Annotated in this window: 9 protein-coding genes; 3 read left to right on the forward strand and 6 right to left on the reverse strand. The window is 43.7% G+C overall.

Features of this window, described 5'->3' with window-relative positions; translation table 11 throughout:
* Positions 1–195 precede the first annotated feature (195 nt).
* On the reverse strand, positions 196–720 hold the full coding sequence (locus L3V35_RS07430) for a GNAT family N-acetyltransferase (protein WP_237299111.1): 525 nt from the start codon (positions 718–720) through the stop codon (positions 196–198).
* A gap of 274 nt (positions 721–994) precedes the next feature.
* Here L3V35_RS07430 and L3V35_RS07435 point away from each other — a divergent pair, with 274 nt between their 5' ends.
* Both L3V35_RS07435 and L3V35_RS07440 read left to right on the forward strand, forming a co-directional pair.
* Positions 995–2290: a diguanylate cyclase gene (locus L3V35_RS07435; protein WP_237299113.1), complete on the forward strand. Its 1296-nt coding sequence runs from the start codon at positions 995–997 to the stop codon at positions 2288–2290.
* A gap of 267 nt (positions 2291–2557) precedes the next feature.
* Positions 2558–3313 carry a class I SAM-dependent methyltransferase gene (locus L3V35_RS07440; RefSeq protein WP_065205296.1) on the forward strand — a complete coding sequence of 252 codons (756 nt, stop codon included), beginning with the start codon at positions 2558–2560 and terminating at the stop codon, positions 3311–3313.
* 132 nt (positions 3314–3445) lie between these two features.
* On the opposite strand, the gene L3V35_RS07445 is transcribed toward L3V35_RS07440, so the two are convergent.
* The 4 genes from L3V35_RS07445 to L3V35_RS07460 form a co-directional block, all read right to left on the reverse strand.
* Positions 3446–5491, reverse strand: coding sequence for a TonB-dependent receptor (locus L3V35_RS07445; protein ID WP_054546395.1), 2046 nt, complete (start codon positions 5489–5491; stop codon positions 3446–3448).
* 172 nt (positions 5492–5663) lie between these two features.
* Positions 5664–6593, reverse strand: coding sequence for a LysR family transcriptional regulator (locus tag L3V35_RS07450; protein WP_237299114.1), 930 nt, complete (start codon positions 6591–6593; stop codon positions 5664–5666).
* Between the two features lie 230 nt (positions 6594–6823).
* Positions 6824–9013 carry an immunoglobulin-like domain-containing protein gene (locus tag L3V35_RS07455; RefSeq protein WP_237299116.1) on the reverse strand — a complete coding sequence of 730 codons (2190 nt, stop codon included), beginning with the start codon at positions 9011–9013 and terminating at the stop codon, positions 6824–6826.
* Between the two features lie 492 nt (positions 9014–9505).
* Positions 9506–10519, reverse strand: a complete 1014-nt coding sequence (locus L3V35_RS07460) for a DHH family phosphoesterase (RefSeq protein WP_237299118.1) — start codon at positions 10517–10519, stop codon at positions 9506–9508.
* Positions 10520–10802: 283 nt separating this feature from the next.
* Here L3V35_RS07460 and L3V35_RS07465 point away from each other — a divergent pair, with 283 nt between their 5' ends.
* Positions 10803–11042 (forward strand): PAS factor family protein, encoded by a 240-nt coding sequence (locus L3V35_RS07465; protein ID WP_135458504.1) that lies wholly within the window; start codon positions 10803–10805, stop codon positions 11040–11042.
* Between the two features lie 170 nt (positions 11043–11212).
* Here the strand turns inward: L3V35_RS07465 and L3V35_RS07470 are convergent, their stop codons facing one another.
* The gene (locus tag L3V35_RS07470) at positions 11213–12934 is read right to left on the reverse strand and encodes a methyl-accepting chemotaxis protein (protein ID WP_237299900.1); all 1722 of its coding nucleotides are present in this window, start codon (positions 12932–12934) and stop codon (positions 11213–11215) included.
* Between the last annotated feature and the right edge of the window lie 501 nt (positions 12935–13435).

Genomic DNA, 13435 nt, shown 5'->3' on the forward strand with positions numbered 1-13435 from the left:
CGCTGGGGAATCAAGTCAATGTTGTGCACGTCACTTCCTACTGTGAGGCGCTACAACCACCTCACTCTTAACAGCGAGGAACTACAACCGTGTCACTTTCTGCGTAGAGATACACCCCGCCCGTCATTCCCTACAGTGAGGAACGAACGTGATAGAGAATCTTTCTTTTACTTCGATCTACAATTTCGACCGCATCTAACGCAACTCAATACTCATGAACTGGCTGTGCGGATCCAACACATAGTCAGCAAAGGGTTCGCAGTATCCAAAGCCAAACTTTTCATACAGGTTACGCGCTGGCTTAAAGTAATCTTCTGAACCTGTCTCTAAACTGATTTGTCGATACTGGCGAACGGTTGCTGTGTCTATTACATGCTGTAACAGTTGGCTTGCAACACCTGACTTTCGAGCAAACTGTGAGGTTCTCATTGATTTCAGTTCAACATGTTGGGTATTTAGCTCTTTAATGGCAACACACCCAAGCAGTTGGCTGTCTTTCCAAGCGCTGAAAAAGGTAATTTCTGGCGACTTAAGTCCATCCAGATCCAATGCATGAACGCTTTCAGCTGGTGACGTGGCATACATGTCAGCAAGGTGCTCTTCAAGCAATTCAACGACTTCCCCACCCGACAAGTCATCAAGCTTAATTTCTATTGACGTGCTGCTTTCCAATGCTGTTCCGTTTCCCATTGAATCCTGTGCTTTTATTTCTGGTTTCATTACCTCAACTCTCCTTGTTTAGTTCGCTTATTTAGCTTGAGTGATTTGGCTTTAATTACTGGCCTGCTTTCCTGATTGTTTTCTTTTCAAAAACTTCGTTTAAACCAGTAAAATTACCGATTAATCATGAAATTATAAATGCCATACTGACCTTACCTAGATAGCATATTTTTCTTATCTAGTCTCTCCATAAAAGTGTTCCACAATGCCTGTGTGGTCACTACGGCGAGGAACAACACCTGTTTCAATTTAACGAATAAGTAGCCAGGTCGATATGAGCATTCAATTAGATTTAACCACCACGACACCCTGCCAGAACTTCGATTCCGCGCAAGGGCGCATGACACTGCAAAATCACCGAATTATTGATGTCGACAACGAAATCGCTCAGATCTTTGGTTACCGAACCCGTGAAGAGCTGTTATTGAACGTTGAATTTGTTTATGCGTTAGTTCCTGACAGTTACCAAGAGCTAGCCAAGAAACGTTACTTAGAGGCTATAAAAGGCAAACTAAAAAAAGGAAAATTGTACACCGATATTCCAGCCAATGGCCGCAACATCTCTATCTTTTGCCTATCACACATTATTGAACTCAATAGTAAACCCGCCCTCCAAGTCACTATCATCGACATCACATCCGTAGTCGAAGCTCAGCGCAAACGTAACGAAACAGATCGCATGTATCGCAAGCTACTTAATACATCGAAACAAGGGATCCTGATCCATAGAAACTTCAAACCTTTAATGGTCAACCAAGCATGGGTAGAACAACAAGGTGCGGACTCAATAGAGCAAGTGCTTGCGATGGACTCCATCCTATCCATCGTACCTGAAGATCAGCGTTCAACGGCCATCAGACGCTGCGAGAACATTCTCAATGGCAATACACCCAACTTTAGTTCCGTGGTGTATAACCAATGCTTTGATGGCACCCACAAATACTTCAACCTCTATGACAACGTGATTAACTGGGAAGGCGAAGACGCCATTCAAGTGATCCTTGAAGAAGTCACCGATAAAGTATTACTAGAACGGGAGTTGCTGCATCGAGCGATGCATGATGATTTAACGCATGTGTTCAATCGTCGTGCTATTTACGGTTGGCTCAAGAAGCCGGTTAATCAGCATATGGCGATGTCATGTCTGTTGATTGATATTGATGACTTCAAATCGATTAACGATCGATTTGGGCATACAGTGGGTGACACGGTGATTAGGCACTTAGCAGACACCATTAAAACTCACATTGAATTGTTAGGTGGCGTAGTTGGACGTTGGGGTGGCGAAGAGTTTATTGTGTTCATTCCAAAAGCGAAATCGGCCCATACCAAAATCATCAGCGAACGAATCTGCCACACCTTTAACCAACATACCTTCTTTGGCATTAATCGCCGCGCTTTTACAACGAGCGTGAGTATTGGCGTTACCAACCAATGCGAGTGCCACTCTGCCAACACCATTGATACACTTATTCGCGTGACCGATGATGCACTATATCGTGCGAAAGCGAATGGTAAAAATCAAGTCTCAATCAACGATGATGTGGTTTGCTATGAAGCACTAGCTTGATCGCAGTTCCCTGCTCTCCTTCATAATCCACTGGCTATCCTGCATAACCCACCAGCTCTCTTTCATAATCCAACGCCTTTTTAAGCTAACGCTAAATGAGTCGGCTAACCGTACAAATTGAGCACAGCCGCACATAATTAAGGTACAGCCACCGAGAATTAAAGCACATAACTTGATCGAATATTTGGTTGCGATTTCGACATTTCAGTATATGATGCGCCACCCTCATTATATCAGCTAACGCTGTAGGCACTTATGTCCGCCAATATGTCAGCTACTATTTCTTCCAACGCACTTTATACCGACCTATCCAGTTACTACGATTTAATGTGTGTTGATATTGACTATCAAGCGCAAAGTAACTGCGTACGTAGGCTACATCAAATTTTCGGAAATGGTGGAAAGACTCACCTCGACTTAGCTTGTGGCACTGGTCCACACGTTCGTCACTTTATCGATTTTGGTTACCAAAGTAATGGACTCGATCTCAACGCGCCAATGTTAGATATCGCTCAGGTTCGCTGCCCCGAAGCCAATTTCTCGGTGCAAAACATGAGCAGTTTTGAAGTGGCAGAACCTCTGGATTTAATCACCTGCTTCTTATACTCAATCCATTACAACGATGGTTTCGAGAAGCTAAAAGAATGTGTTGAGAGCGTACATCGCGCTTTAAAACCAGAGGGAGTTTTCTGTTTTAATGTGGTGGATAAAGACAAGATCAGCAATGATCTTTTTGTTCGACACACCACCAATCTTGAACAAGATGATTTCACGTTCAGCTCAGGTTGGTATTACTCTGGCAAGGGTGACAAGCAGGCGTTAAAACTCAGTATCGAAAAGACAACATCCGGTGAGACACAAGTTTGGAATGATGAACACCCGATGGTGGCATTCTCGTTTAAGGAGTTGATCGAGATATTGAAGCCCTACTTTGAGGTTCATATTTTTGAGCACGATTATGACAAGCTGTTACCTTGGGATACCAAATCAGGTAATGCTCTGATCGCTTGTGTAAAAATCTAGGTCCGTCGATACAAAACGAATTAGCCAGATTCAAGCACAGACAAAAAAGAACCCGCACTCGCCGTACTCTTTATCGAGCATCCAGCCAGTGTGGGTTCTTTTGTATCAAGCTATCGGTGTTCGAACTCTCGATTAGAAGTCAGCGGTCATACCTAAGTAGTAAGTGCGTGGCTCTTCAACATAACCCATGCTCTCTAGCTCTTGTGATACCGCTTCGTCAGTCAAGTTAGTAATGCCTGCGCGTACTCTAACCGAATCATTAATGTTGTATACCCCACCAATATTTAGCGTAGTGTATGCTTCTTGAGTCAAATCAGTTTCGATATTACGCTCACCTCGGTAACGCGCACTAACAAAGGTGTTCAGGTCGTAAGTTGGGCTCCAGTTCAGTTTAACTAAACCCGAGTGCTTGTAACGCTCAAGCAGTTCTTCACCAGTAGACTTATCTTCAGTGTCTAAGAAAGTGTAGTTACCAGATACGCCCCATTCATCCGTTATTTGGAATTGGCCAGTAAGCTCAGCACCTTGAACCACAGCCTCAGACACATTGGTATAAGTACGTTTGCCTTTCACATAGCCAGTTGAGCTAGAACTATCGGCACACCCTTTACCCGATTCAAACATTCCGCCGTTCTCGCAGTAGGTTTCGTCACGATCAATAAGGTCGTTGATTTCATTACGGAACAAGGCACCTTCAACGTTCCAACGAGGTTGGCTGTATATCGCTGCAATCTCATAGTTCCAGCTCGTTTCAGGCTTCAGGTCTTCGTTACCATATAAATCACAAGCACCTTTACAACTGTTAACTGTGTAGTCGGCTTGATTTTGAGTCAATGTTGGTGCTTTAAATGCTTTACCCACGCCACCCTTAATGATCAGGTCATTCGTTGTTTGATGCACCAAATACACACGTGGGCTGAACTCTTCACCGTACAATTCGTGCTTATCTAAACGACCACCGATGGTTGCTGTTAGTTGCTCAGTCATCAGCCATTGATCTTGAACAAATAACGCACCTTGATACGCTTCTGATGTGCCATTGACCAAGTTTTCTTTGTTGGTTAATTCGCTCAACTGATAGTCCATACCAAACGTTACGGTATGATTCTCACCAAGATAAGTCGTCGCTGATGCTTCTGCTATTTGAGTTAACTCTTCTACGTCACTGCTGTAGTTAGTATCAGAATCCGCAGCGTCGTTGTCAGTCACATTTTCGCGTGAGTAGCGAACTTGTGTATCACCCCAGCTCCAAAAGCCACTGTGCGTAATCGCTTGGCTCTGACGCACTACTCGTGTGTCAGACTCAATCACAGATGATACGTTTTCTGCAGATGATTCACGTTCGTCGTCACTGTAGCCAAAATCGAAATCGATGGTTTGGTTGTCTGTTGCATTCCATGTCAGGCTCGCGAGTAAGCTTAATGTCTCTCTTTCTTCTAACGCAGTAATGTCTGAACGATCGTAACCAGAGCTATGTGTACCAGAATAGGGTTGCCAAGCATCACGGCTAGTTTGGTTCACAGAAACGCGAGCAAACAATTCATCTTCAATTAGAGCACCAGAGGTCGTGAAGCCCATCGAGTACTCTTCACCGCCATCACCATCTAACGGTGAAGACGTGTCCATACTTAGTGTTGAACTCCAATCATTTTCAGGTGCCTTGGTGATGATGTTGATTGTGCCACCCATGCCATCGGAGCCATAAAGTGCAGACATTGGGCCGCGGATAATTTCAACACGTTCAATTGAATCAGCAGGAATAGTCGATAGGTCGAAGTCGTTACCACGGATGATGGCACTCGCCGAGCTTAGACGACGGCCATTGACCATGATAAGCGTGTAATCTGAATCCATACCACGAATAGAGATCATCTGACGGCCAGCACGTGTGCTATCAAAGTCAGATTCGACACTGGTTGATTCTGCAACGATGTCAGCCAAGGTAATACCAGGGCTGTCTTCAATGTCTTGAGCGGTGATCACTGACATTGAAGCCGGAGCTTGTTTTAGTGCCATTTCAGTACGAGTTGCCGTAACAACCATTTGCTCATCTGTTGCTTGCGCTTCTTCTTGCGCCAACACGTTAGCCGAAAGTGAGGTACAAATAACAGCGACTGCGATCGAAAGGGGTTTACGAACCAAAAGAGGTTTGCGAATCAAAAGAGATCTCTCAGACATGATATTCATTCTTATATGTGATTGGTAATGATAATGGTTTGCATTAAATAACCAGTTACCACTCTTATCAACGAAAGTTTCATACCAAAAATTGATTCTCGTTATTCAACTTTCAAATAATAAAACCAATACATATTCATTTTAATAGCATGACCTCAATAGCATTCACCACCTAGATGGATTGGGTATATATCTCTTTAAATAAATCACGAACCCAACGACACATAGGGTCATTATGGAAACGTTTATGCCAATAGAGATAAACATCTTCTGATGGGCTTCTGATCGCTTTGGGAACGCGTTTACAAATTAAATCTCGTTGATTGGCAGCTTTTGTCGCAAATGGTGTGGGCAAGTGAAAGATGATATCGGTCGTCTCCGCAATATCCGCAGCAATATTGAAGTTGGACAACTGAATTGGGATCGAGAGTTGGCGCTGCTTATCAATTAAACCAAGGTCTTTAAATCGACTTTCAATCGAGAGTTTTTTGTCACCTTGCAGCGAAATCTGGCCAAGCTGGCTGTTAAGTAAATCATCGACTGTGATCTCTTTGTCTGCCAACGGGTGGTCTTTGCTCATTAATAACCGATAATCGCGACTGATTACGAACATTCGATACAGGTTTTGTTCAGAACTTAATGGCTCATGCGTCGACAACACAAAGTGCGCATCACCGGATAACAGAGGCTCAAAGTGTCGTTTAGGAATCGAGTCAATATCGATAACCATATTCGGCGCTTGCTGGCGAATTTGTGCCACTACTTTTGGCAAAAGGTGTGAGACCTGAGGAACCAAGCCAAAAAAACGAACCGTACTATCACTCGTTTGTGGTTCAAACACGTCTCCGTGAACCAGCTTCTCAAGGCGCGTAAGCACAGAGTTGAGGTCTTGCTTGATGACCTCTGCTTTCGGCGTTAATTCATAGCCATAGGCAGCTCGCACCAACAAATCATCGTTGAACACAGTGCGAAGTTTTTGTAGAGATCGGCTCACCGTAGGTTGGCTCATATCCAACGCCAACGCCGTGTTGGAAACGTGCTTCTCTTCAAGAAGGTGTTTAAGAATAACGAGTAGGTTTAGGTCAACTTGGGCAAGATTCATTATGCAAATATTCACAACAGAGCAAATTCAGTGTGCGCATAGTGCATCTACCACCTCATTAATACAATTGATAATCACTCTTATTTTGATCTAGAGCAAAATGCAGAACCGAGTTTGAGGTTAGGAAAGGTTTAAAGCTCTAAGTCAGAAATGTTTGAACATAAAAAAAGAGAGGCACAATGGCCTCTCTTTGATCGTCTACTTTATATTGCTAACGTCGAGCTATCAGACTACAGCTTTGTCCAAGCATCTTGCCAGTATTGGCTTTCTGCTGGTGCGTAAGATGCGCTTGCACACCAAGCCGTGTATGGCCAAGGCTTACATTCGTATAGACCATTGTCGCTGCCTACCACAATGTCACCTGCTGCGTAGTTTGTGCCGGCTTCATATGGCGGGTAATCACCTGGAGGTGGAGTCGTTCCTCCACCATCTTTCACAGTGAACGAATTGTTTACCATCACTATTTCGCCGTCGGATACCTTGCCGACAACCTCAAGTGCATATTGCCCTTCCGCTACATCGTATAAGTCGATGGTAATAGCGCGGCTGTCCGTTACGTTAACCTGAGTTTGCTCAACCACAGACCCTGCACTGTTGATCACCATAGCCGTAACATCTAAAGCTTCATTTGATGTCAGTGTCAGGTCTAAACGAACATTGCCGTTATCTGGCGCATATTCTGACTGAAGGCCTGAAACTGCAAGCTCTAAGTCATCGCCCGGATCTGGGTTACCACCACATGAAGAGTCTGAAACCTTTCTCCAAACGCCCCACTCACCTGTTGTTCCTGGCTCTTCGCCACGAGTGTACCAACCCGCTCCCCACGTTGAACCGTCATGAGAGACTTGATCACCTTCAACATAAACGGTGTCGGCATCCCATGCAGCAGCACAGTTAGAACCATCCGTCACAGACACTTTACGGTCAGCGGTTACAGTTTGGTTCGCGCTGTCTGTTACGCTATACACAAGCGTGTAGTTGCCGATTTCATTTACATCGACACTGCCAGTGTGTGTGATAGTGCTTGTCAGGTCGCCATCTTCAGCATCATTCGCCGTCACGCCTGCCATAGCATCAAACGCAGTACCCAACACAACAGTAGTGTCAGACACACCATTAAACACAGGCTTCTGGCTGTAAACCTCTACCGTTCTCGCTTTAGTGGTTTCGTTGTTATCGCTGTCTTTCACTCGGTAAGTTAGAACGTAAGTGCCAATCACACTGGTTTCCACGTAACCTTCAACATCGACAGAAGATGTTAGATCGCCATCTTCTTTATCGGTTGCCGTTACACCTTCCATTGGGTCAAACGTTGTGCCGTGAAGAACACGGGCATTTTCGACACCTTTAAGAACTGGCTCACCCTCTACTGGTGGTGGCGTCACTTGACCGTGGACAAACGGGCCGTAGTCTTTAATAAACTGCTCGTTGTATTGTTGACCATTTTTGTTAGTGCCCATGTCCCAGTTGATAGACCAAGTCATTACACCACGCAGGGGTTGGCCTTGAGTCGTTAAGGTCTCGAACGCGTCGTATAAATCTTGAGGATCTTGCACAAAGCCAGTTGCTGCAGCATCAATGCTAGAAGGAATACCAAACACCAGCTTGTCATGTGGAATTTTGTGGAAGCCACGCGTTCCGTTGATAAGCGAATCAGAGATGTAGTAGATGAATTCTTCTTTTAATGCATCGTTGTTTTGAGCAATCCAGCCCACACCGTCAACCCAGATACCGTCGCCACCTTGGTTGTAGAACTGTGGGTTAATCCAGTCGTAATAACCTTCTAGATTATCGATATAAGGAACGTACTTACCGCCTGTCGTTAGATACGGAAACTCAGGCGCCATAGTAATAAGGAAGTTTTTCCCTTCGGCACGGTAGTGATCTTTTACTAGCTTAAGTGCGTCAGGAATGACCGTTTGGTTGTTTGCTGCGGTTACCGCGGCTTGTTCAAGGTCGATGTCTAGGCCATCGAAACCGTAACGCTCAGTAAGGCGGATTATCTCATCAGCAAAGGCTCTTTCATCACCGGTTTCTAGCTCTACGTGCGCATCAGCACCACCCAGCGCTATCAGTACAGAACGACCTTGCTTGTTGAGTTCGGCAATTTGGTCAATAAATTGTTCTTCTGATAACCCAATGGTTGGGTCCAGTTTAAAAGTTGGGATTCGACCATCAGCCACATCGTAAACCTTCATGAATGACACATTCACGATGTTATACATTGGGTTTACTTCATCCAGCGTCACGCATGGCGCATTACCACCTTGGTAGCCGCCACCGTCACACCAGTTGTGCCAATAACCGACCACGACACCAGAATCTGGATTCGTCATATCTGAACCATTCGCATAAACAGCGCCAGACATTGCGGCCATGCCGACCGATACAGCTAATTGTAGAGCTTTACGTTTCAACATTAGTCCCACTTCCTTACTTAACAGCTGTGCCAATCACAACCGAACCAATTCATTGTAATCATGAATATTTATAGAGAAGTAATGGAATTTATAGGAAAAGATGACCTTTGATTTAACTTGTGATTTTAAGTCACAGATTGAATATCAGAATCAATATGATTTTGACTTTTCATTCAAAATGAAATGCTAAAAGCTGTTATTTTCGGCTGGACACATTGACCATGCAAATATTTAATCAACCTTAATTCACATAGATAATTAACCAAAAATATAAAAAATCACCAATAGGAAAAAACGAACTTTAAATCGACAAAAATCGACAAAAATCGACAAAAATCGATCCAAACACACCGTAATTACTGACCTATGACCAGATACCATTGCGAGTGACATCACTAAAATAGCTTGGATATAGCCGTCATGCATGTGCTAGAGATACACACGTATAACGGCATATAGGAGTGAAAATTTGTGGAATTTTGGATGTATACCTCAGGAATTTTTCAGTTGCCCCTCAGCACTAGATGAATAATATGCATCCAATAGTGAAATAAAATTCACCTTATCAAGTTCATTAAGTTGATTAATACCAGCCGCTGCTTTTCTTCCTCCACCCGTTTCAAAGCTTGAGCAAATTTCGTCTGCACCCGTTCTGTTTGATAATGGCGCCCGTAAGCTCACCGTGTAAGACTCGCCATCTTGGTTTTTCGTTAATACTGCTTGCGCTCGGTTTGGATCTTGATTAACGATTTCATTACCAAATACACCACTGATGCGCCTTGCCCACGTCTCACCTGGCAGTTCAAACACGCGTGCTACTTCACTTTCATAAACAGGAGCAAGGTTTGATAGCTGTTGACGATCATTTTGATAAGCAGCTCGTAGTCGATAAAACACAGAGTTTTTATCATCTAAAAGATCAAATGGGTTCGGGTATTGATAAAGGGTTTGGTAGAGCTCAATTGGCGTGAAATGCAAATCGCTTAATGAAGAACCGTAACCATTGTAGTTAACCAAGGTACCTAGCTCTTCTAAAAACTCTGTTTGAGATTGATCGAATCCATTTTCATCCGCTAGCCGCGCGGCCACTGTTTTTAGGTTATCACCAAAAGCAGCCGCGATTGCCCAAGCCACATGCGCACCATTCAGCTTCTGGTTAATCAGCAAGCTCGTGCAGCTCTCTGGCGCGGTATCAATCAGAGTATCCAAATAGCTAGAGTCAGGTACCTCACCAGTTCGATGATGATCGCAATAAAATACATTGATGTTGGCGTCTAGCAGTGAGTGCAATGCAGGTAGGTTCTTCTCCATCGACACATCTAAAACGGTAACGGAAGAAATGTCACCTTGCTTACCCGGCTCCATAATTTGAGTAACAACTTGAGAAACCAACTTAATATCACGCTTTACACCAGTGATCAGTACACTTTCTTTCGGCTCTTTTAAGCGCAGTTGCAGTAAAGCGATGATGCCGTCTGCATCTCCATTGAATACGTCGTAGTGCATGTTGTTCCTCTTCCTTTGAGATCTAAACATCAATCAGCAACAAGCCAATGAAGCCGGTAACGTTGATACCATTAATAGTCTGTCATCATTTTAGTCATATTTCACAGATAGTTAAGTCTATTTTGGAATGCCTTATTCTCATTAGACTCAGAAGGTTTCGCCATAGGCATTAGATTTCAAAAATTAAAAAACACCATTTGCACTATTGTATGACATATATCACAGCAAGCTAAGGCGAAAAGATTATAAAATAAGCATCCCCCACTCAAAGATAAAGCGCCATATGAACACTACCACCACTCTTGTTTATGACACTTTGAAAAGCCTTGCTGCTCACGCTCCTGAGCAACACGCCGAGATTCGCCAGCGTTTATATGAGCAGTTGAGCCTGCCATTTAATAAGCAGATCTCGTTATACGCTAACGTTTTGGGCCCGATAAGTTCAGGTAAGTTAGCCGGATGCGACAACATCGACAAAGCGGTCGATCTTGCACTAGAAGTGTTGGAAGGCCGAAGTAAATAACAACGCGACAGTAATAGTTACAGCAACAGTAACAAGCGTTCTTGAACCAAAAGACCCTGCTCTCCCCCGAGCAGGGTCTTTTTTTGACAAGGCAAATCATATCCAAGGCACTCAAAATGCAAAAAGGCGCAGATCAACTGCGCCTTTGGTTTTAGCTAGTTTCAGGAACGTTACGATGTCTTGAACTGCGCCACCGCTTTATCCATCTCATGGGCTTGCTCTGCGACCTTGTCAACTTCAACTAGACAGTGCTGCGCTGAAGCATTGTTGTCGTTAGATATAGTGTTTAGCTCGGTGATTGAATCACTCACTTGCGCCATCACAGCACCCTGCTCTTCAATTGCTGACGCGATACGTTCTGAGTTGCCTTGAATGCTTTCCATATCGCTCAAGATAAGCTGCAGGCTGGCATCTAGCTCCTCAGAATCTTTCAGAGTCAATTGGCCCTGTTGGTTACACTCGCCAATTTCTGTCATCGAAGCGTTCATTTGGCTTTGGATGGCCGTCACAACGCTGGTGATTTCAGTGGTGGATTGATGCGTTCTGCTTGCAAGAGCACGGACTTCATCTGCAACAACAGCAAAGCCTCGGCCTTGTTCACCCGCACGTGCCGCTTCAATTGCTGCGTTCAATGCCAATAAGTTGGTTTGTTCTGCAATGCCTTGGATAATGTTTACTGCATCGCCGATTTGGTCAACATGATGGTTCAGCGAGCTTATTGAATCTTGACTGCTTGAAAGGCGTTCAGACAACTGAGTAATGTTGCTGATGGTGTCTACAACCACTTCACGACCTTTATCGGCATTCGCTTTCGCTTGATGTACACCTTCAGCGGCAACCGATGTGCTTTCTGAAATCTCGCCGATCGTTAACACCATCTCTTGTACTGATGTGGTCATGGTCGAGGTGTGGTTAGCTTGCACTTCAAACTGTTTGATTACCGATTCTAGTTCATCATGCATGTTTGATGTGCTTTGTGTCAGCTGAAGTGATTTAGATTGCGATGCTGCGATAAGCCCTTCAAGTTGATCAAGCAATTGGTTGAAGTATTGGCCTAGGGTGCTCAGTTCGTCTTTACCGTCTAGGTGTGAACGAATAGACACGTCGTTAGAATCGACAATGTTGCGGATTACCGAGAGTAATGACTCAATCTTACCAATGATAGAGCGGACGATTAACCAGCTGAACAGAATGATCGACACAAGTAACGTGACGCAAAGGATGTTGTTGATCAGCGAGAGTTTATCCATCTCTTGTTGGGTTTCTTGCTCTAACACGGCTGAGAACTCTTTAAATTGAGTTTCAATCGCGTGAGAACCTGAGCGTGCTTGCCCTAACAAACCTTCGTTATGCTTCAATCCAATCACACGCTTCTGCGCAACGACTTGCTTTGCAGCATCTAAAAGTGCACTTGATCTTGCATTCGAAGTAATAGAAAGAACGCTTGGGTCAAATGTGCCCTTTTCAATCAGATCGTTAAACAGGTACAGCTCTACTTTTTGCTCTGCGCCGACTGTTGCACTGATGCTGTCTAGCTCTTCATGAAACTGGCCGAGCAAGCCTTTATCTCTTGCCAATCCGTAGACTTCATTGGCTTTGACTAGGTTAACAAAGCTTGTATGGTACGTTTCAATATCTTCACGCAAGTGTGTGCTGTTGGCCAAACCCAAGTCGTTGAGTATTGTATTGAGCTGTGATTCAGACACTAGAAATTTGTTGTAGTTAACGTCAAATTTGTCGAGGTATTTTAAATCACTGCGCAGTAAGAAATCTTTCTCATTACGGCGAAGGTTAAGCAATCGCACTTCAAGTTCTTTGGTGATTTGTTTAGCTTGGCCCATTTGAGCGGTGGTATCTGCGAATTGTGATGTGGTAAACAGCAATGCAATCATGCCGAAAATGGAAAACAATCCTAATGAATAGAGCTTTTTCTTTATGTTCATATATGTGACTCGTCTTTACTAATCTAATTATGGGTATCTAAGTTTTTTTGTAACTTTTGTTATCTTGTTTTTATATTTATCTAGCTTAATTTGTCTATCTAGCTCTAGTCGCTTGCATAACCCAGGTTGCTTATATAGTGATTAACTCGTGCTGTTCTCAATTGGATTTGAGCTGCCAATGAAATCATTACTAAAGTTAAAATTATCAATAACACAGATTTGCAACATGTACATTAGTTGAATTATAGATTTGGGAGGCAGCTATTTGACGGGTCGTACAAGGCTTGAACAGCAGACTACGTAAGGCTTTGAATCAAAAAGCTTTCGTACTTTATTGGCCTTATTGCTTTTAATGACATTATTTTGGCTGATCAGAGGAGACAAAATGAAGCTCAATATATTAGATTCATAAAAAATGGACCGTCCCTATTCAGGTACAGTCCAATTATT

It is taken from the genome of Vibrio sp. L5-1, assembly GCF_021728315.1.
Classification (GTDB): Bacteria; Pseudomonadota; Gammaproteobacteria; order Enterobacterales; family Vibrionaceae; genus Vibrio; species Vibrio splendidus_K.